This is a genomic window from Enterococcus saigonensis, assembly GCF_011397115.1.
In the GTDB taxonomy this organism is placed as follows: domain Bacteria; phylum Bacillota; class Bacilli; order Lactobacillales; family Enterococcaceae; genus Enterococcus_C; species Enterococcus_C saigonensis.
In genome coordinates this window covers 2,165,215-2,185,215 of record NZ_AP022822.1, presented here as the reverse complement: position 1 = coordinate 2,185,215, position 20,001 = coordinate 2,165,215, and the positions used below count along the sequence as shown (strand labels likewise).

Annotated in this window: 17 protein-coding genes, 1 tRNA gene and 1 other annotated feature; of the genes, 13 read left to right on the top strand and 5 right to left on the bottom strand. The window is 37.3% G+C overall.

All coding sequences use genetic code 11. From position 1 onward, the window contains the following. The first annotated feature begins 99 nt into the window (after positions 1-99). On the top strand, positions 100-1,083 hold the full coding sequence (locus EsVE80_RS10360; RefSeq protein ID WP_232061186.1) for an LPXTG cell wall anchor domain-containing protein: 984 nt from the start codon (positions 100-102) through the stop codon (positions 1,081-1,083). Between the two features lie 155 nt (positions 1,084-1,238). Here the strand turns inward: EsVE80_RS10360 and EsVE80_RS10355 are convergent. Beyond that, a tRNA-Pro gene (locus EsVE80_RS10355) sits at positions 1,239-1,312 on the bottom strand. 149 nt (positions 1,313-1,461) lie between these two features. Between EsVE80_RS10355 and EsVE80_RS10350 the strand changes: the two genes are divergently transcribed. The 5 genes from EsVE80_RS10350 (at position 1,462) to EsVE80_RS10330 (ending at position 5,704) form a co-directional block, all read left to right on the top strand. Further along, positions 1,462-2,097 (top strand): hypothetical protein, encoded by a 636-nt coding sequence (locus EsVE80_RS10350; protein ID WP_173103642.1) that lies wholly within the window; start codon positions 1,462-1,464, stop codon positions 2,095-2,097. Positions 2,098-2,411: 314 nt separating this feature from the next. Then, positions 2,412-3,341 carry a PLP-dependent cysteine synthase family protein gene (locus EsVE80_RS10345; protein WP_173103641.1) on the top strand — a complete coding sequence of 310 codons (930 nt, stop codon included), beginning with the start codon at positions 2,412-2,414 and terminating at the stop codon, positions 3,339-3,341. A 51-nt stretch (positions 3,342-3,392) separates the two neighbouring features. Further along, positions 3,393-4,538, top strand: coding sequence for a cystathionine gamma-synthase (locus tag EsVE80_RS10340; protein ID WP_173103640.1), 1,146 nt, complete (start codon positions 3,393-3,395; stop codon positions 4,536-4,538). After that, on the top strand, positions 4,538-5,182 hold the full coding sequence (locus tag EsVE80_RS10335) for a class I SAM-dependent methyltransferase (protein ID WP_173103639.1): 645 nt from the start codon (positions 4,538-4,540) through the stop codon (positions 5,180-5,182). The genes EsVE80_RS10340 and EsVE80_RS10335 overlap by 1 nt, the downstream gene beginning before the upstream one ends. Before the next feature lie 57 nt (positions 5,183-5,239). Continuing rightward, complete coding sequence (locus EsVE80_RS10330; protein WP_173103638.1) at positions 5,240-5,704, top strand: S-ribosylhomocysteine lyase; 465 nt, start codon at positions 5,240-5,242, stop codon at positions 5,702-5,704. A gap of 92 nt (positions 5,705-5,796) precedes the next feature. Here EsVE80_RS10330 and EsVE80_RS10325 read toward each other — a convergent pair whose 3' ends face one another. Continuing rightward, positions 5,797-6,225 (bottom strand): acyl-CoA thioesterase, encoded by a 429-nt coding sequence (locus EsVE80_RS10325; RefSeq protein ID WP_173103637.1) that lies wholly within the window; start codon positions 6,223-6,225, stop codon positions 5,797-5,799. Positions 6,226-6,302: 77 nt separating this feature from the next. Continuing rightward, entirely contained in the window at positions 6,303-7,241 is a 939-nt protein-coding gene (locus tag EsVE80_RS10320) for an aldo/keto reductase (RefSeq protein WP_173103636.1), read from the bottom strand. A gap of 181 nt (positions 7,242-7,422) precedes the next feature. Beyond that, positions 7,423-7,629: a binding site (T-box leader), on the top strand. A 71-nt stretch (positions 7,630-7,700) separates the two neighbouring features. Between EsVE80_RS10320 and aspS the strand changes: the two genes are divergently transcribed. From aspS to EsVE80_RS10300, 4 genes are all read left to right on the top strand, one after another. Then, positions 7,701-9,473: an aspartate--tRNA ligase gene (aspS, locus tag EsVE80_RS10315; RefSeq protein ID WP_173103635.1), complete on the top strand. Its 1,773-nt coding sequence runs from the start codon at positions 7,701-7,703 to the stop codon at positions 9,471-9,473. Between the two features lie 153 nt (positions 9,474-9,626). Further along, positions 9,627-10,502, top strand: coding sequence for a YitT family protein (locus tag EsVE80_RS10310; RefSeq protein WP_173103634.1), 876 nt, complete (start codon positions 9,627-9,629; stop codon positions 10,500-10,502). Positions 10,503-10,556: 54 nt separating this feature from the next. Then, positions 10,557-12,446, top strand: coding sequence for an acyltransferase family protein (locus EsVE80_RS10305; protein ID WP_173103633.1), 1,890 nt, complete (start codon positions 10,557-10,559; stop codon positions 12,444-12,446). Positions 12,447-12,686: 240 nt separating this feature from the next. Next, positions 12,687-15,050, top strand: coding sequence for a phosphoketolase family protein (locus tag EsVE80_RS10300; protein ID WP_173103632.1), 2,364 nt, complete (start codon positions 12,687-12,689; stop codon positions 15,048-15,050). 143 nt (positions 15,051-15,193) lie between these two features. Here the strand turns inward: EsVE80_RS10300 and EsVE80_RS10295 are convergent, their stop codons facing one another. Beyond that, the gene (locus EsVE80_RS10295; protein WP_173103631.1) at positions 15,194-16,018 is read right to left on the bottom strand and encodes an NAD(P)H-hydrate dehydratase; all 825 of its coding nucleotides are present in this window, start codon (positions 16,016-16,018) and stop codon (positions 15,194-15,196) included. A 242-nt stretch (positions 16,019-16,260) separates the two neighbouring features. Between EsVE80_RS10295 and pepV the strand changes: the two genes are divergently transcribed. Further along, the gene (pepV, locus tag EsVE80_RS10290) at positions 16,261-17,685 is read left to right on the top strand and encodes a dipeptidase PepV (RefSeq protein ID WP_173103630.1); all 1,425 of its coding nucleotides are present in this window, start codon (positions 16,261-16,263) and stop codon (positions 17,683-17,685) included. Between the two features lie 251 nt (positions 17,686-17,936). Here pepV and EsVE80_RS10285 read toward each other — a convergent pair whose 3' ends face one another. Further along, entirely contained in the window at positions 17,937-18,284 is a 348-nt protein-coding gene (locus EsVE80_RS10285) for a PepSY domain-containing protein (RefSeq protein ID WP_173103629.1), read from the bottom strand. A gap of 215 nt (positions 18,285-18,499) precedes the next feature. Here EsVE80_RS10285 and pepA point away from each other — a divergent pair, with 215 nt between their 5' ends. Together pepA and EsVE80_RS10275 are read left to right on the top strand one after the other, a co-directional pair. Beyond that, on the top strand, positions 18,500-19,579 hold the full coding sequence (pepA, locus tag EsVE80_RS10280; RefSeq protein ID WP_173103628.1) for a glutamyl aminopeptidase: 1,080 nt from the start codon (positions 18,500-18,502) through the stop codon (positions 19,577-19,579). A gap of 91 nt (positions 19,580-19,670) precedes the next feature. Further along, positions 19,671-19,991 (top strand): thioredoxin family protein, encoded by a 321-nt coding sequence (locus EsVE80_RS10275; RefSeq protein WP_173103627.1) that lies wholly within the window; start codon positions 19,671-19,673, stop codon positions 19,989-19,991. Positions 19,992-20,001: the final 10 nt, after the last annotated feature.

Genomic DNA, 20,001 nt, shown 5'->3' with positions numbered 1-20,001 from the left:
TTTACCGTTAAAAAAACTTTCATTTTTTACGAGTAATGTTACAATTATATTACAAAGAAAATCTTTTTGTAAAAATAAAAGTGAAGAAGTGTGATAAAAGTGAAAAAAATATTAGGGATTTTAGCTTTCATGGCACTATTAGGGATTCAAACTGTATACGCCGCTGAAGACAATACAGCAGCAAGTGTAAGTGAAAGTAAAACGATGATAACAAGTGATCAAAAACAAACGACACAAACTACCTCCTCATCAGAGACAGCAATTCGTGAAGTAACAACGAATGCGACAACTAATGCTGTTGAAGTGGGGGAAGCAATCAAAACTGGCATTGAAGAACAAACTGGAATCAAATCTGTTGCAGATAGTGAAACTGTTAATCAAAATGTAGTTGAAATAAAAAAAGAATTAGCAAGCGGGCAATATACGATTACACCAGAACAATTGGCAAATTACACAGATGAACAGCTTGATGATGCATTACAGCTATTTACTCGTATAAATCAAGATTTTTATGGCATGGATCTTAGTGCCTACGTCCGTCTATTAACTGCTTTGTACCAAGATAAAACAGTAGATGTCTCTACTGCTCTAGCCGCCCTAAGTTTTGATGCGACTGGTTTATCTCTGACAGAATTGAAAAATCAAGTGGATGCATTAGAAAATTATTTGCAAACTGTTTATCCTAGTAATAGTAGCTTTATTTCGATTCGGCAGTTAAGTCGTGATGAATTGCTTGCAATTTTAAATTTTGTGACACCCTTACAAGCAAAAATGTTGGCTGAGGAAGATCGATTTTTTCCAGGGATTATCGCTTGGATTGCGCGCTATGCTTCTGAAGGAATCCCACAACCCCGCAATGAACTAGTAAAGCCTGCTGTGACGACTACGACAACAACCTCTTTTGTGGAAGCGACAACCGTGCAGTCTTCTGTAACAACTAAAGCAGATCCTAAAAAAGAACAAACTGGTATTTTACCAAAAATGGGCGACAATCCCATGTTTTACCTCTCTATTATCGGTGTTTTGGTAATTGTTATTGCGGGCTTTATTTATTATCGACGTAAAAGAAATAAACGAGACTAATTACTGAAAAATAAAACATCCTTGTGAAAGAAACTAGTAAAAACAGTTTACACTCACAAGGATATTTTTTGTCTGATTTTTTTATTTTAAAAATGTTAGCGTCATCTTCAAAACCAAAGTTGCTAAAGTAAATAAAGAAATGATCAAAAATAGAATCGGGAAAACAGGATTTGAACCTGCGACCCCTTACTCCCGAAGCAAGTGCTCTACCAAGCTGAGCTATTTCCCGTTGACCTCTACTACGTTACTGCTAAAAGATAATTTTTGCAAAAGAAAAGATCAACTGGTCAGTAAAAAGACTTAGTACCATGACAGCATGCAAGTCATCAGTTATACTAATTAAAACTTATCTTTTAAAAAGTATTAAGGAGGATTTTTATGGATTTTGCCTATTATGAGCGTACCATCGACTTAATGTATCGTAAATTTTTTGCAAAACGAATTACTATAACGCTTTTGGCACTTTTAATTATCGTTATTTATAGTCTTGTTTTTAAAGAACATTTACTGGTAAACAGTGTTATTATAGTCCTTCTTTTAGGGTTAACTTTTTTGTTTCTACAGAAAATGCAGGAGTTTCCCAAAGTTTATGCTGCTTTTTTAGCTCAAAATGAGCCTTTCGCACAAATTATCAAAATTGAAGAAGCAGAATACACTTATAATGTCAAAAAAGATAATCAGTTGGTGGTAGCCATTAATAAAAAAGGGGCGCGCAATTTACCAGCGGCTAATAAACAATATACTTTATTAGTGGGTTTTACTAAGAATCTTTTTACAATGCAACCTTTGGAAATTTATTATTACGATATGTTAGAGCTGACCTATGAAGAGAAATTTCGACTAAAACGAAACGGTTATAGTAATGTACCGCGTTTCTTGCGTCGTTTTACTTGGGGAAATTTGAAAGCGACTGCTGGTAACAGTGTGAATTTTATTTTAGGAAATTTATTCTTTTTATTTATTTTATATCGATTACTTCGTTATTTGTGGCGCTTTGTTCAAATGTTGTTTTAATTGTTATTTAAAAAATTATTTGTTGACAGCAAATAGTGTGAATGATAGATTTATATCAAATTTTAAGAAAAGGGGTCACAAAGACATGGCACAGCGGACTGTTTTAGTTGCAGATTGTTGTTGTATGGTGCAAAAAATTGCAGCATACCATTTTGTCATGCCTATTAATAGACCTACTTTCTAAAATTTGGAGCGAATCATTCTGTGTGCACTAGAATTTATTTGCAGATATTTTAGACTTTTCGAGGTACTGATTAATAGTCAGTACCTCTTTTTTTGTTTTCAATTTCAAAAGCGATGAAAGGAGCAAAAAGATGATTGTAAATCAGATTGATGAATTAATTGGCAAAACACCAATGATACGGTTTACTCATGAACAACTTCCATTGCCCTATGGTACAGAAATTTTGGCTAAGTTAGAATTTTTAAATCCTGGGGGGAGTATTAAAGATCGGTTAGGTCAATTTTTAATTCAAAAAGCGTTACAAGATGGTCGGCTACAAGTAGGTGGTACGTTGATTGAACCGACAGCAGGCAATACAGGAATTGGGTTAGCACTTGCGGCACAGCCGTATCAGATTCAAACGATTTTTGTAGTACCGGAAAAATTCAGTTTAGAAAAACAAGCTTTAATGCAGGCGCTGGGAGCTAAAATTATTCATACGCCAACTTCAAATGGAATGAGTGGTGCAATCAAAAAAGCCAGGGAATTAGCAGCAGAAATTCCCAACAGTTATTTGCCATTGCAGTTTGAAAATAAAGAAAATCCGCAAGCTTACTATGAAACCTTAGGCCCGGAAATTGCTGCCGAGTTTCCAAGCGGCTTGACTGCTTTTGTAGCAGGAGTCGGCTCAGGGGGGACTTTTGCTGGAACAGGAGCTTACTTGCAAGAAAAATCTCCTGAAATTTTGTTGTATGGTGTAGAACCAGTAGGCTCTATTTTAAACGGTGGAAAAAGTCATAGTCATGAAATTGAAGGCATTGGGGTAGAATTTATCCCGCCATTTTTTAGCGAGTTGACAGTGTCAGGGTACGAAACGATTAGTGATGACTTGGGTTTCAAATACACACGTAAATTAGCTAAAGAATTCGGCATTTTGGCCGGTAGTTCTAGTGGTGCAGCTCTAGCTGCAGCAATAAACGTAGCGCAAAAGTTGCCAGTTGGTAGTTTGATTGCGACGATTTTTCCTGATGCAGGCGATCGTTATTTATCAAAAGAAATTTACAAGCGACTGAATTATTAGAAAGTACAACGTGTAATAAAGACGACTAAAAATCTTGAGGAGGAAATTTTTATGCATCTCAATACAAAACTTATTCATGGGGGTATTAGCACAGATCCTATTACCGGTGCAGTAAGTGTACCCATTTATCAAACCTCTACGTACAAGCAAGATGCTGTTGGCAAACCAAAAGGATACGAGTATTCCCGCTCAGGTAATCCTACTCGTTTTGCCTTAGAAGAATTAATTGCAGATTTAGAAGGTGGGGTTAGAGGCTTTGCTTTTGCTTCTGGGCTAGCAGGAATTCACGCAGTTTTATCTTTGTTTAATCCGGGAGATCATATTTTATTAGGCGATGATGTTTATGGCGGGACGTTTCGTTTACTAGCACAAGTTTTTGAAAAAAATGGTCTAACATATACCACCATTGACACGAGTGATTTAAGTAATATTGCTGAAAATGTTCAAAAAAACACGAAGGCCCTCTATTTAGAAACGCCGAGTAATCCACTTTTAAAAATTACAGATTTAAAAGGTGCTACAACTCTTGCCAAAGCCAACAATTTAATCACCATTGTAGACAATACTTTTGCCACACCGTATTTTCAACAACCCTTAAACTTGGGCGCAGATATTGTTGTGCATAGTGGTACAAAATATCTAGGAGGGCATAGTGATGTCGTTTCGGGATTGGTTACGACTAATGTTGCTGAATTAGCCGAAAAAATCGGTTTCTTACAAAATGCGATTGGAGCCGTTTTAGGTCCTCAAGATAGCTGGTTAATGCAACGAGGAATTAAAACGTTGGGCGTACGAATGCGAGAGCATCAGCGAAATGCGCTAAAAGTAGCTGAATTTTTGCAAAGTCATCCGGCTGTTGCAAAAGTTTATTATCCAGGTCTTAACACTCATCCGGGCTTTGAGATTGCGCAAAAGCAAATGCAGGGATTTTCTGGAATGGTTTCTTTTGAATTGTCAGCAGAAGAAAAAACGACTGCGTGGGTGGAAAGTCTAGACTTATTTACCTTAGGAGAAAGTTTAGGAGGGGTTGAAAGTTTGGTCGAAGTACCGGCTGTAATGACACACGCCTCGATTCCAAAAGACAAGCGAGAAGAAGCTGGAATCAAGGATGGATTGGTTCGTCTATCTGTTGGTTTAGAAGACAAAAGAGATTTACTAGCAGACTTAAGTAAAGCTTTTGAAAAGGTGGGATTGTAATGGGGTTAGAATTTATACCGATTTTTAAAGAATGGGCAGATGAATACGATGAAACCGTTGCGGGTCATGATCCAGAGTATGCCGATGTTTTTTTAGGCTATGAAGAAATGTTAAAAATGATTACTGAAAAATCTGGTCAAACTGTGCTAGAATTTGGCAGTGGTACGGGGAATTTGACCTTGGCCTTGTTAAATGCCGGTAAAGATGTTTATCCGGTGGAACCCTCCGTTGAAATGCGGGCATTGGCTCAAAGTAAACCAGAGCTTGCAACGGTTGAATTTTTAGCTGGAGACATGGAAAATTTTCCCTTACCCAATCGGAATATAGATACCATTGCGGCTAATTTTGTCTTTCACCACTTAAACGGAATTGAGAAAAAACGCGCGTTAAAAAAATATGCTGCACTATTACCTCAAGGAGGCAAAGTAATTATCGGTGATACGATGTTTGTTTCACAGCTACGTTTTGATGCGATTATTACAGCTGCTATTGCTGCTGGAAAGCAAACATTGGCTTCAGATTTACAAAGAGAATATTATCCTTTACTGCCAGATTTAGAAAACTATTTTCACGAGGCTGGTTTTGCGGTAAAATTTTGGCAGATTAACACCTTTGCCTGGATTGCAGAAGCTGTAAAAAAATAACGGACAACTTCCCCAAATAATTCAGAAAATTTAACTAGAAAAGGAGTAAAATCAATAATGAAGATGAATGTTGAAAGTTTCAATTTAGACCACACTAAAGTTAAGGCACCATATGTTCGCGTTGCTGATCGCAAAACTGGGGGTAATGGTGATAAGATTATTAAGTATGATGTTCGCTTTAAACAGCCGAATAAAGAACACATGGAAATGAAAAGTCTACATTCTTTGGAACACTTAACGGCAGAATTAATTCGGAATCATGCTGATTATATTGTTGACTGGTCCCCAATGGGATGCCAAACAGGTTTTTATTTAACGGTTTTAAACCATGATGATTATGAGGAAATTTTAGATGTTTTGAAAAAGACGATGGTAGATGTATTAGAAGCAACAGAAGTTCCCGCAAGTAATGAAAAACAATGTGGCTGGGCGGCAAATCATACGCTAGCAGGTGCCCAAGAACTCGCACGAGAATTTTTAGCCAAAGAAGACGAATGGTCACAAGTTTTTGAAAAAGAATAAAAGAATATAGGAAAAGAATCTGGTAAAAGCTGTGTGCCTTTTACCAGATTCTTTCTTTACTAAGCAATATCCTTGCTTCCATAAAACAATGGTTATAATGCAGCATAATCACTGAAAAGTTGGTGAAACACTGGATTCGCTTTTTTTAAATGAACCAACCGTCCACTATTGCCTTGTAAGAAGCAGTGTTGGCTAGTTCCTGTGGTTAAAATTTTACTTTCATCTGTTACAGGTGTAATGCAATAGGCAAAATTTAGGCGTGTTCCGGTATATTTTTCCACTGTAACGTGAATTTTTACCGCATCAGTATAGCGGATCATCTCTTTGTATTGACAGCTTACCCCTAACACCGGCACAATGATGCCACTTTCTTCTAAAACGTGGTAAGGCAAGCCTAAATGTTCCAGTAAATCAACCCGGGCTTCTTCAAACCAACGGATATAATTTGAATGATGAATAATTTGCATTTGGTCAGTTTCGTAATAGTGGGGCCGACGCAAGTATCCTGGGTATTTTTCCATGTTTACTCCTATCTTTTGTTTTTTTAGAAAAGGTTTTTCTTTAGCATAACAATCTTTTCTATAATGAGCCAGTAGAATTAAAAGCGGAATAAATCATCGATTAACTCATAATCGTCATGAGAGATACGAATATCTGTTGCTTTGGCGTTAGCAAGCATTTGTTCCACATTACGAGCCCCTGGGATTACAGCCGCAATATGTGGATTTTTTAAATACCAAGCCAAAATCAATTGAGGTACAGAAGCATCATTGCGTTGAGCAATAACTTTTATTTCTGCCATTGTTGCAATAATTTTTTGATAACGTTCACCCGTAAAATCGTCTTTTTTACTTCTCGGGTCTTGTTGATCGAATTTTTGAGTGGCAGTGTATTTTCCTGACAATAGACCAGAAGCTAGTGGAAAATAAGGAATAAAACTGATGTGATGTTTGTCTAAATAAGGAAATAATTCTGTTTCAGCCTCGCGATGCAGTAAGTTATAATTGTCTTCTACAACATCAACATAACCTGCTAAATTTGCTTCTTTTATTTGAGCTAAAGAAAAATTAGAAACACCAATGGCGCGAATTTTACCCGCTTCTTTTAATTCATGTAAAGCGGCTACGGCTTCATTTTTAGGTGTAGTATCATCTGGAAAGTGAATGTAGAAAATATCAATGTATTCTGTTTGGAGTCGCTTTAAAGCATCTTCTACCGCATTTTTTAAAAATTCAGGACTATTGTCCATTTTGCTTTCATCACCAGGAATATGAGCTGCTTTAGTGGCGATAATTACCCGCGCCCGATCAAATTCATCTTCTTGCAGTACTTCTCCAATTAATTTTTCGGATTGACCAAAACCATAAGCATAAGCAGTATCGAGCATAGTAATTCCATTACGTAATGCGGCCCGTATAACGTCTTTTCCTACTTCGTCATCCAAATTTTTAAAAAGATTGTGCCCACCCACTTTGTTTGTACCAAGTCCTAACGTTGAAGCGTAAACTTGTGATTTACCAATTTGTACATCTGCCATGAAAAAGACCTCCTATAATCTTTGGTTGATTACCTTTTCTTTAGTCTAAATCAATCTGGTAAAAAGCTGAATTGAAACGTCTTATAAAAAATCTGATGCAGACGATAAAACCCACTTTTGAAAAAAGCTTTTTGAAAAATCTTGACATTTTCATGTAATTCTAGTAGCTTATCATTAATAGTAAAAATCAGTGAAAGAAAGAGTAGCAAATAAGTCGCTTTTTAGAGAGAACTATCTAGGCTGAAAGTAGTTTAAGTCTTATTTGTCAAAGACATTCTGGAGATGAGCGCGTGCAAAGCCGCTTCCGTTTCACCAACGTTATCGGTGTTTGAGGAAAGTTTAACTTTCAAATTTAGGTGGTACCGTGGATTAATAATTCGCCCTTGTGAGAACAAGGGCTTTTTTTGTATTCTCAAAACTACCAATTACTGATTAAAAAGTTTTTATGGAGGGTAAAAAATGGCAAAACGAACTGTATATTGTGGATTAGTTTCAAAAGCAGAATTAGAACACACAGTCACATTAAAAGGATGGGTACAAAAACGTCGAGATTTAGGTGGCGTAATTTTTATTGATTTGCGAGATAGAGAAGGTATTGTACAAGTCGTTTTTAATCCAGAGTTATCAAAACAAGCTTGGGAAATTGCTGATAAATGCCGTAGTGAATACGTAATTGAAGTAACTGGTAAAGTTATTTTAAGAGATAATGCAGCAATTAATCCAAAAATGAAAACCGGTGAATTCGAAGTTATCGCCAGTGAGATTACAGTTTTAAATAAAGCAAAAACACCACCGTTTGCAATTGAAGATGAGCAAGAAATTAGTGATGAAATCCGGATGAAAAATCGTTCGATTGATTTACGACGTCCCAAAATGACACAAAACATTATAATGCGTCATAAAACAACGCAAGCTATTCGTCATTATCTAGATGAAAATGGCTTCTTAGATATTGAAACACCTTATTTGGGTAAATCAACACCAGAAGGCGCACGCGATTATTTAGTTCCTTCACGGGTACACCCAGGGCATTTTTATGCATTACCACAATCACCACAATTGTTTAAACAATTGTTGATGAATGCAGGTTTTGACCGCTATTATCAAATTGCCCGTTGCTTCCGGGATGAAGATTTGCGGGGCGATAGACAACCTGAATTTACCCAAGTAGATATGGAAATGAGTTTTCTAACAGTTGAGGAAATTCAAGATTTAACAGAAGGTATGATTGCGCGTGTAATGAAAGAAGTTAAAGGAATTGATGTAACGTTACCTTTCCCACGCATGACGTATGATGATGCAATGAATCGTTATGGTAGTGATAAACCGGATACTCGTTTTGAAATGGAATTAATTGATCTGGGAGATGTGGTAAAAGATGTTGATTTCAAAGTTTTCCAGATGGCACTAACTTCAGGCGGGGTGGTAAAAGCTCTAAATGCCAAAGGCGCAGCAAGCAAATATTCTCGTAAAGATATGGATAACTACGCACACTATGTTAGTCAATTTGGTGCCAAAGGTTTAGCATGGGTAAAAGTTGAAGAAGATGGCTTAAAAGGACCGATTGCTAAATTCTTAACGGAAAAAGAAGCAGCTATTATTGCCGCAACTGATGCACAAGTTGGTGACTTGCTTATGTTTGGTGCTGATCAATTTAACGTAGTCACAGCAGCTTTGGGTGCAATTCGAAACAAAATGGGTAAAGAATTGGGCTTAATTGATGAAAGTAAATTCAATTTCTTATGGATTACAGATTGGCCTCAATTTGAATATAGCGAAGAAGAAGGACGTTATGTCTCTGCCCATCATCCATTTACTTTACCAAAAGAAGAAGACATCCAATATTTGGCAACTGATCCTACGAAAGTATACGCCCAAGCGTATGACATTGTTTTAAATGGATATGAATTAGGCGGCGGTTCTTTGCGGATTCATGAAAGAGAATTGCAAGAAAAAATGTTTGCTGCATTAGGTTTTGGCCGGGTAGAAATGCAAGAACAATTTGGGTTCTTATTAGATGCTCTGGATTATGGTTTCCCACCACTAGGCGGAATAGCGTTGGGCTTAGATCGTTTTGTCATGTTACTTGCTGGAGAAGATAATATCCGTGAAGTGATTGCGTTTCCAAAAAACGGAAAAGCAGCTGATCCGATGACGCAAGCACCAAGTACAGTTTCACCATTGCAACTATTTGAATTAAATATTGATGTGACTGCTACAGAAGAAGACTAAAAGAATCTTAAAAGGACGCTCACTTTGGTGGGTTGTCCTTTTCTTTTTTGGCTAGACTTCGTATAATGTACACAGCGAGAAGAAAGTTAAATTATTGTGTTGGACATTGATTTGGCTAGCCTCTTAGTTAAAGGCATAAGGAGCTTTTTTATCATGAAAAATATTGCGCAAAAAGTCAACTTTACTGACTATTTGCAAAAGTTTTCGTTTTCGGTCGTTTACGCAATTCTAGCCTCAATTGCAGTGAACTTTTTTTATCAACCTGGAAAGATTTATTCTAGTGGGATTACTGGGGTAGCTCAAATCATTACAACACTGTCAAAAGATTTGTTAGGTTTTCATCTGCCGGTCTCCGCAAATTTATTGATTTTGAATCTGCCGTTATTTTTAGTTGGTTGGTATAAGGTAGGCCATAAATTTACAATATTTACAGGAATTACCGTTGTATTAACTTCATTATTTATGCAAATTATGCCCGAAGAAGTTTTAACGACAGACCCCATTGTCTGCGCTATTTTTGGTGGTGCCGTCATGGGAGCGGGGATTGGTTATGCACTAAGAAGTGGCTTGTCTTCTGGGGGGTTAGATTTTGTCAGTATTGCGATCCAAAAGAAGACTGGTAAAACCGTGGGATCAATTTCCATTATTTTTAATATTTTAATTATGTTTGCTGCTGGATTATTATTTGGATGGCAATATGCTTTATATAGCGCTATTGCTATTTTTGTTAGTGGCAAAGTGACCGATGCAGTTTTTACCAAGCAAAAGAAAATGCAGGTCACAATTATTACGCGTCATCCAGATGCGGTAATTCATCATATCCAAGATAAAATGCGACGGGGCATTACTATTATTAATGAAGCAGAGGGAGCTTATAAACACGACAAGCAAACGGTTCTTTTAACCGTTTGTACGCGTTTTGAGTTACCTTTACTTCGACAGGCCATGCGAGAGTCTGATCCAAGGGCTTTTGTGAGTATTGCTGAGAACGTTCAAATTTTAGGACGCTTTTATGAAGAAGAACTATAGATAGCAAGCTAGAAAAATGATCTACAAGAATTTATTTTGAAAAGTGGCGAAGTCATGGAACAAAAAACAAAACGACGATATATTACCGGCCTTGACGGTGTACGTACCTTGGCTGTTTTAGGCGTTATCTTCTATCACCTTTTACCAGATAAAGTAAAAGGTGGTTATTTAGGAGTAGCGATATTTTTTGCAATTTCAGGTTATCTGATTACCGATCATTTAAATCAAGAATGGCAAGCAACAGGAAAAATTCGCTTGCTGACCTTTTACAAAAAACGATTAAAGCGGCTGTGGCCCAATTTAGCATTGGTAATGGTGCTTTCTACTACGTATATTACGTTGTTTCAGCGTAATCTTTTGAATAATTTGCGGGGTGTTTTTTTTAGTAGCCTCCTATTTTTCAATAATTGGTGGCAAATTGACAATGGGGCTTCTTATTTTGATCGTTTCAACAACGAGTCGCCATTTACTCATATTTGGTATATTGCTGTTGAAGCGCAGAATTATTTAATCTGGCCTATTTTATTTATCATCTTGATGTTGGTTTTGAAAAAGAAGGGGAAAATTTTTATTGCCATTATGATTGGTGCTGTGGCTTCGGCTATATGGATGGCGATTTTATTTAAACCTGGTAGTGATCCAACGCGGGTTTATTATGGGACAGACACTCGTGTCTTTGGTATTTGGCTAGGGAGTGCTTTGGCATTTATTTGGCCCTCGAATCACTTAAAAGAAAAAATCCCCCGTGAAGCGAAGCGCTTATTAAATGGGGTAGGGTTAGCTGCGTTGCTTCTTTTGACTCTGAGTTTCTTTTTCTTAAGTGACCAGAATAGTTTTCTTTATTATGGTGGTTTCTTTTTAATTAGTATTTTATGTGTGTTGTTAATTGCAGTGGTTGTACATCCTGGAGCTAGTTTAAATAAGTGGTTAAGTAATCCGATATTTCATTACGTTGGTAGTCGCAGTTATTGGATTTATTTGTACCAGTATCCGGTTATGATTTTTTACGAAGCAAAAATAAAAAATTTGGCAGATAACGTGTTGTTGCATACAGTAATTGAAATTTTTCTTATTATCACGTTGAGCGAATTATCCTATCAGTTTTTTGAAAAGCCTTTAAAACATTTTGATTACAGTCAAACGTGGCAAACTGTCAAAAGCTGGTTTAAAAAGCCAATTTTAAGTTTGGATAAGCCAGCCTTACTTCCTGCTATTACTGTTTTAGGAATTACAGTTGTTGGTTTAGTCATTGCGCCAGTCAACCATGTGGATGCTAATCAACAAAGGATGAAAGAACAGATTTTGGCAAATCGTAAGATTGCGGCTGAATCAAAAAAATCGGCCAAAGAAAAGACTGCGACTAGTTCAACTGCTAAAAGTCAAGATAAAGAGGCAACAGCAAAACAAGCGGAACAACATTTAGTGTTAGCCAAGAAATATGGCGTGACCGATGCACAGGTTAAACAAGCAGACGAAGCGAAGTTCACCTTTTTTGGAGACTCTGTTATGTTGGGTGCTGCCGCCGGGTTAAACGAGATGTTCCCTAACTCGGTTGTGGATGCTGAAATTAATCGACAAGTATATGCTAGTGTTGATTTACTCCAAAAGCTAAAAGATGATAAGTTATTACATGATACAGTTATTATTGGACTTGGTACGAATAGTCCATTTACAGATCAGCAATTTGCCGATATTATGCAGATTATGGGAAATAATCGCAAAGTTTATTGGATCAATATGCGGGCGCCAAGTGTCCGCACACAAGGAACAGTAAATGCTGCCTTAACAAAAATGGCAAAACAATATAAGAATTTAACGATTATCGATTGGTATGATTACAGTATTAATCATAATGAATGGTTTTATGATGATAGTACCCATATTAATCCAGATGGGTTAATTGGGTATGTGAAATTAATGGTAGATAGTTTGATTAAGCCTTAATTGAATAAACGATAAAAACTCCTTTGACTAAGTGTCCCTCTGATCTGCAGGTTCTCTTAGTTAGAGGATTTTTTTGTTAAAAGCTGTAAAAGACGTAAAAACCGCCTTTGTTAATGGATTGTGGTACCATTAAATAGTAAGAAAGTTTTGAAAAAATAAAGAACGGGTCCAAATTTTTTAGTAATAAATATGTCTTGGCACAGTAATCTAGCAGAAAACTTAATTAAAAGGAGCATAACAATGACAGTAGATTATGATTCAAAAGCTTATTTAGCAAAAGTTGATGCATGGTGGCGTACGGCAAATTATATTTCAGTTGCACAAATATATTTAAAGGACAATCCCTTGCTTAAATGTGAACTGACAAAAAAAGATGTCAAAATTCATCCGATTGGTCATTGGGGAACGATTGCGGGACAAAATTTCATTTATGCCCATTTAAATCGTGTAATTAATAAATACAATTTAAACATGTTTTACATTGAAGGCCCGGGGCATGGTGGTCAGGTAATGGTTTCAAATTCTTATATTGATGGTAGTTATTCTGAAATTTATCCTGAAGTTACACAGGATGAAGCTGGTTTAAAACGATTATGTAAGATCTTTTCGTTTCCAGGAGGCATTGCTTCTCATGCGGCACCAGAAACACCAGGATCTATTCATGAAGGCGGTGAACTAGGCTATTCTTTATCTCATGCGACAGGGGCTATTTTGGATAATCCAGCAGTTATTGCTGCTACAGTCGTGGGAGATGGAGAAGCAGAAACAGGTCCTTTGGCAACATCATGGTTTTCAAATGTATTTATTAACCCAGTTAATGATGGCGCAGTTTTACCTATTTTACATTTAAATGGGGCAAAAATTTCCAATCCGACAATTTTGTCTCGGAAAACAGATGAAGATTTGCAAAAGTATTTTGAAGGGATGGGCTGGACACCTCTTTTTGTTGTCGGAGATAATCCAGCAATCTTACATTTTCAAATGGCAAAAGTTATGGATGAAGCGATAGAAAAAATTAAAGAGATCCAAACAAAAGCGCGGCAAAAACCAGCTGAACAAGCAGTAATGCCTCATTGGCCAATGATTATCTGTCGCACGACAAAAGGTTGGACGGGACCAAAAGAATGGGATGGGGAGACAATTGAAGGTAGTTTTCGGGCGCATCAAGTGCCTATTCCAGTAGATGGTACTCACATGACTCATAGTGATGCTTTGGTTAAGTGGTTAAAATCATATCGTCCAGAAGAACTATTTGATGAAAATGGGACGATCAAAGCGGAAATTCGCGAAATAGCACCCAAAGGAAAACAACGGATGTCTGCAAATCCAATTACAAACGGTGGACTTAATCCCCAACCATTAAAAATGACTGATTGGTATAAATATGCTATTGATACTACGACACCCGGAGCTGTAACTGCGCAAGATATGATTGAATTTGGTAAATTTGCGCGGGATTTAATCGTCGCTAATCCGCATAATTTTCGTGTCTTTGGGCCGGATGAAACGAAGTCGAATCGTTTAAATGAGATATTTTCTGCCACAAATCGGCAATGGTTAGAACTAGAAAAGCCAAAATATGATGAGTGGTTGTCGCCAGCAGGACGAGTGATTGATTCACAATTGTCTGAACACCAAAGCGAAGGATTCTTAGAAGGATATGTTCTAACCGGCAGACATGGCTTTTTTGCCTCCTATGAAGCGTTCTTGCGTGTGGTGGACTCCATGATTACACAACATTTCAAGTGGATGCGTAAAGCTAAAGAACAACCTTGGCGAAAACAATATCCTTCTTTAAATTTGATTGCTACTTCTACTGCTTTTCAACAAGATCATAATGGTTATACACATCAAGATCCAGGCATCTTAACCCATTTAGCTGAGAAAAAACCGGAGTTTATCCGTGAATATTTACCAGCGGACACCAATACCTTGATGGCAGTAATGGAAAAGACGCTAACGTCAACTGAAAAAATTAATTTAATCGTATCGTCTAAACACCCACGGCCTCAATTTTATTCTGTTGAAGAAGCAGAAGTATTGGTGAAAGATGGCTTGAAAATTATTGATTGGGCCTCAACTGAAGAAAATGAAAATCCAGATGTTGTCCTTGCTGCAGCCGGTACTGAGCCCAATTTAGAAGCATTAGCAGCGATCACAATCTTACACAAAGAATTTCCTGATTTAAAGATTCGCTTTATTAATGTTGTCGACTTATTGAAATTGCGTCATCCGACTATTGATCCTCGGGGCTTAAAAGATGAAGAATTTGACAGCTATTTTACCAAAGATAAGCCAATTATATTTTGTTTTCACGGTTATGAAGGATTGATTCGCGATATCTTCTTTAATCGTGAGAACCGCAATCTTCACATCCACGGTTATCGGGAAAATGGGGATATTACAACGCCGTTTGATATGCGGGTATTCTCTGAGATGGATCGTTTTCATGTTGCACAAGTTGCAGCACAGGCTGTCTATGGGGCTAAAAGTGCTGAATTTGTTCAGAAAATGGCAGATATACTGAATTATCACCATGACTATATTCGAACCAATGGTGTAGATATACCAGAGGTTCGAAACTGGCATTGGGAAAAATTGTAAAAGCAGCAGGTATAAACCAATTGGGTAGAAAGTGACTATTTTTTGACAGATAAATGATAAACTGGGTCCAATGCTTGCAAAAGTGTTGGATCCAGTTTTTAGGTTTAAAATTTTTATTTGACGTGTGTATCTAATAAAATAGATTAGTTGCTGAAATAACACATATAATGCGGAAGTGCAGCACTGATAGTTGTTGGTAAAACGACATAGTTTTCAGTAGCAAGCAAATCCCCGATATAACTATGAAGATAGACAGCTGCACAAATAGTAGCATCTTTTCTGGGAAATTGTGCCAAAAAACCTGCAATCATACCAGCCAATGTATCGCCTGTCCCTCCTGTAGCCATGGCGGAATTGCCTAAAGGGCACCGATAAATATTCTTGTTGGTATAAATTTCTGTGCGATGACTTTTAACAACAATACTGGCAGCTAACTTTTTTTGAAAGGCGCGATTGGCTAATTCATTTTGTTCCACGATGGGAATCCCGCTAAGACGCTGCCACTCCATTTGATGTGGGGTAAAAACGGTCTTGTGTGGGTGAGAAAGAGTAAGTTTTTCTTGTGCAAATAAGCTAATCGCAGAGCCATCAATGACAAGCCATTGTTTTTCTTGTAAGTCTAAGACTAATTTTAATAAAATCAGACTATGGTTTGTTAATCCTAGGCCAGGTCCAATTAAGACCACGTCTGCATTGCAGATAGATGCGGTAATAGCTGCTTGATCATGCCAATCCAATACCATTACTTCAGGTAAACGAGCATGAAGGGGGGCGTGGTTTTCTTTTGCGGTAATGACTGTTACCAGACCTGCACCGCTTTTGAGACAGCTTTCCGCACTCATGATGATGGCACCGCCGTACTGGGTGTTACCTCCGATTAAAACAGTACGGCCAAAAGATCCTTTATGGGAAATTGCCGGTCGTTTTTTTATCACGGTCGTTAAAATTTCTTCAGTTAGAGTTTCCATTTTTACTCCTTTATATTGTTTTTAACAACAAAATTTACTCGACTTCATTTTTGTGTCGTACATTCTTTGATTCCATTATAACTAATCTTGCTGACCTTACCAAAAATCAGTCACCATCCTTTGTCAAAAAGCCTTTAAAAGTGGTATGATGGGTGGGAAAATAACGAAGATTTATACGGAGATGGAGAATTAGAACAAGAAAGTTCAAATCAAAGTCTCGTAATTGTCAGGAGGAAATGCAGATGGAAATTAATTGGCAAAAAGAAGTCGAAGCTCGAAAAGACGATTTGTTAAAAGACTTATTCGACTTACTGCGCATTAACAGTGAAAGAGATGACAACAAAAAAACAGTAGATGCGCCTTTTGGCCCAGGGCCACGGGATGCTTTAAAACATATGCTGGCTTATGGTGAAAGAGATGGATTTACAGTTAAAAATGTCGCTAACTATGCCGGACATATTGAATTTGGTGAAGGTGACGAAACTCTTGGTATTTTTGGCCATATGGATGTGGTACCTGCTGGTGATGGTTGGGAGACAGATCCATACGAACCAGAATTGAAAGATGGCAAAATTTTTGCACGTGGTTCTTCTGATGATAAGGGGCCAAGTATGGCAGCTTATTATGGTATGAAAATTGTTCGTGATTTAGGCTTACCACTAAGTAAAAAAATTCGCTTTGTCGTTGGTTCTGATGAAGAATCTGGTTGGGCAGACATGAATTATTATTTTGAACATGAAGAAAAACCAGATTTTGGTTTCTCACCAGATGCTGAATTTCCAATTATTAACGGTGAAAAAGGGAATATCACATTAGGTGCACACTTCCACGGCAATAACGAAGGCGAATACCGATTGAAAAATTTCGCCGCTGGTTTAAGAGAAAATATGGTTCCTGGGGCAGCAAATGCTAAAGTTATCTTACCAAGTGATCAGGAAGCTCTAGCAATGGAAAAAGCATTTTATGACTTTGTTGAAAAAAATCCTGTTACAGGCACAATTACAGTTGAAGGTGTAGAAGCTTCATTAGAATTAGTTGGTAAAAGTGCACATGGTGCTAGTCCACAATCTGGGATAAATGCAGGAACTTTCTTAGCGTTATTTTTAGATCAATTCAAATTTGGTGGTGGCGCAAAACAATTCTTGCACGTAGCAGGCACAATTATCCATGAAGATTTTTACGGTGAAAAGTTAGGCGTAGCTTACGAAGATGAAAAAATGGGCAAACTTACAATGAATGCTGGTTTGTTTGCTTTTAAAGAAAGTACTGATGGTTTTCAAGCTGATAACTTTATCGCGATGAACTTCCGTTATCCAAAAGGGGTTACGGCAGAAGGCTTAGAAATTTCTGTTGATGGTAAATTAGGCATGCAAGGTGCTTCCATTACTCACAACGAACGGAATATGTTACCACATTACGTACCAGAAGATGATCCATTGGTAGCGACATTATTGTCAGTTTATGAAGATCATACTGGCGAAAAAGGTCATGAAAAGATTATCGGTGGAGGGACTTATGGACGCTTGTTGGAACGTGGTGTAGCTTATGGCGCGATGTTCCCAGGCTATGTGGATACGATGCACCAAGCAAATGAATTTATGACTTTAGACGATTTATTGCGAGCAACAGCAATATATGCCGATGCTATTTATCGCTTAGCAAAGTAAAAAAATGAAAAGCTGAAACATCAGCCTTCATAATTGACATCACTGGGATAAAACAAGATGCGCTTTTTAAGCAATGTTGTATGTGTTACGTTGAAACATACGCAGATTATTTTTGTCCGCGGTGTATTCTCACGTTTAATACAGGAAAGAAAATACGATAAAAAACGACTGCAAAGGTTTAGTAGTATAGGCCTTTGCAGTCGTTTTTTTATCGCAATTCATAAATGTAGCAACTTTTTGCCAATTTGGAATCATTCGCTAATTTTTACTCGCTTAACATCTAGAACAGTCCCAGTTTTCGCATCAGCTAAAAATTCATACGTCACCAATTGGTCATCTTCTAAGCGTGTGATACCGCCTTCATAGCCTTCAGAATGAATGGCAAATTTTCGCAATGGTTGTTTTTCAAAATTAATCCAAGATCCTTCAATTGGGCCTTCTTTTAAAAATTCCTCTTTTACAATGTGTAAAACATTATCTGCCCGCAATGTTCTTTTTTGCTGTAGCCAAAAGGCCGAAGCCATTCCACCGACCAGACCAACACTCATTCCCAGCGCCAGTCCGCCTTTAAAATATGAAAATTCATTTTCGTTGTTCATTCGGCGCCCTCCTATACTCTTTCATCCAATAATCTCTGCTATTAACAGCTAGAGTGTGTCTTCATTATTTATCCACTTTTATTTTAGCACAAAGTAAAAAAATAAATAGAAAAAACTACTTTCGTATTGAATCAATTTTGCTTTGAGTTTGTTATGCTATAATAGGCATGTAAAGATTTTTTATGAAAGAAGGGTTAGCCTACGGGCGTAAATAGATGGAAGAAAAAACATTTGCACGTATTAAAGAACTAACAGAATTACAAGGAACAAGTGGTTTTGAACATGAAGTCAGAGCATACATGAAAGAAAAAATGACACCACTTGTGGATGAAATTCAACAAGATGGTCTGGGTGGACTTTTTGGTATTCGTCATAATGAAGACGCATCAGCACCACGGGTAATGGTAGCCGCTCATATGGACGAAGTAGGATTCATGTTGACAGAAATTACGGCAACCGGTTTATTTAAAGTTGTACCATTAGGTGGTTGGAATCCTTACGTTGTTTCGGCACAACGTTTTACTTTAAAAACAGCCACGGGTCATAACTACCCATGTATCTCTAGTTCCGTTCCACCACATTTATTGCGAGGAACAAGTGGCCAACAAAATGTTTCTGTGGACAGTATTTTATTTGATGCTGGTTTTACTTCAAAAGAAGAAGCTCTAGAGTATGGAGTGTTACCAGGAGATACAATCGTACCGCAAGTGGAAACGATTAAAACTGCAAACGGCAAAAATATTATTAGTAAGGCATGGGATAACCGCTATGGCTGTACACTTGTTTTAGAAGCCTTAGAAGCGTTAGAAAATGAAAAATTAGGTCATACTTTAATTGCCGGTGCGAATGTGCAAGAAGAAGTTGGTTTAAGAGGATCAAAACCCTCTGTTTCTAAATTTAAACCGGATTTATTTTTTGCCGTTGATTGTTCTGCAGCTGATGATACGGTCACAAAAAACGGTACTTTTGGTCATTTAGGTGAAGGCACGTTAATGCGAATTTATGATCCAGGTTTGATTATGTTGCCACGCTTGAAAGAATACTTGTTAGATACAGCAGAAACAAACAATATTCCGTATCAATACTTTGTTTCAAAAGGCGGAACAGATGCCGGTGCGGCGCATACAACTAATGAAGGTGTACCAAGTACAGTTATTGGGGTTTGTGGACGCTACATTCATACACACCAAACGATGTTTAGTATTGCCGACTTTGAAGCAGCTCGTGAAATGTTAATTCAAACATTAAAAGGTTTAGATAAAAGTACAGTAGCTACCATTGTTGGTGGCAAATAATTGGCAGTTGTAAGTTAAATTATTTACTTTTAACTAGCTAAATTTCAGTAACCTTACCAATTTTACGAGTAAAGTGTAAAAAGGAGATATTATGATTATTCCTAAGAATTTAGAAGAATTAGCGACTTACGTAGATAAGGGGCAAAATGTTTTTTTCTTCACCGCTGATTGGTGTGGAGACTGTCGTTTTATTAAGCCGGCGTTACCAGAAATTGAGGCAGATTTTCCTCAATTTCAATTTATTGAAGTCGATCGTGATGAATACATTGATGTTGCAGCTAAATGGAATATTTTTGGCATACCGAGTTTAGTAGCGATTAAAGATGGTAAAGAGCTAGGTCGTTTGGTCAATAAAGATCGTAAAACAAAAGGAGAAATTGAAGAATTTCTAAATAACTTACCACAAGCATAAAGAAGGAGAT

Excerpts from the sequence above, each read along its gene's own strand:
- EsVE80_RS10350 (WP_173103642.1), top strand. The coding sequence starts at position 1,462 with ATGGATTTTGCCTATTATGAGCGTACCATCGACTTAATGTATCGTAAA.
- EsVE80_RS10345 (WP_173103641.1), top strand. The coding sequence starts at position 2,412 with ATGATTGTAAATCAGATTGATGAATTAATTGGCAAAACACCAATGATA.
- EsVE80_RS10340 (WP_173103640.1), top strand. The coding sequence starts at position 3,393 with ATGCATCTCAATACAAAACTTATTCATGGGGGTATTAGCACAGATCCT.
- EsVE80_RS10335 (WP_173103639.1), top strand. The coding sequence starts at position 4,538 with ATGGGGTTAGAATTTATACCGATTTTTAAAGAATGGGCAGATGAATAC.
- EsVE80_RS10330 (WP_173103638.1), top strand. The coding sequence starts at position 5,240 with ATGAAGATGAATGTTGAAAGTTTCAATTTAGACCACACTAAAGTTAAG.
- EsVE80_RS10325 (WP_173103637.1), bottom strand. The coding sequence starts at position 6,225 with ATGGAAAAATACCCAGGATACTTGCGTCGGCCCCACTATTACGAAACT.
- EsVE80_RS10320 (WP_173103636.1), bottom strand. The coding sequence starts at position 7,241 with ATGGCAGATGTACAAATTGGTAAATCACAAGTTTACGCTTCAACGTTA.
- aspS (WP_173103635.1), top strand. The coding sequence starts at position 7,701 with ATGGCAAAACGAACTGTATATTGTGGATTAGTTTCAAAAGCAGAATTA.
- EsVE80_RS10310 (WP_173103634.1), top strand. The coding sequence starts at position 9,627 with ATGAAAAATATTGCGCAAAAAGTCAACTTTACTGACTATTTGCAAAAG.
- EsVE80_RS10305 (WP_173103633.1), top strand. The coding sequence starts at position 10,557 with ATGGAACAAAAAACAAAACGACGATATATTACCGGCCTTGACGGTGTA.
- EsVE80_RS10300 (WP_173103632.1), top strand. The coding sequence starts at position 12,687 with ATGACAGTAGATTATGATTCAAAAGCTTATTTAGCAAAAGTTGATGCA.
- EsVE80_RS10295 (WP_173103631.1), bottom strand. The coding sequence starts at position 16,018 with ATGGAAACTCTAACTGAAGAAATTTTAACGACCGTGATAAAAAAACGA.
- pepV (WP_173103630.1), top strand. The coding sequence starts at position 16,261 with ATGGAAATTAATTGGCAAAAAGAAGTCGAAGCTCGAAAAGACGATTTG.
- EsVE80_RS10285 (WP_173103629.1), bottom strand. The coding sequence starts at position 18,284 with ATGAACAACGAAAATGAATTTTCATATTTTAAAGGCGGACTGGCGCTG.
- pepA (WP_173103628.1), top strand. The coding sequence starts at position 18,500 with ATGGAAGAAAAAACATTTGCACGTATTAAAGAACTAACAGAATTACAA.
- EsVE80_RS10275 (WP_173103627.1), top strand. The coding sequence starts at position 19,671 with ATGATTATTCCTAAGAATTTAGAAGAATTAGCGACTTACGTAGATAAG.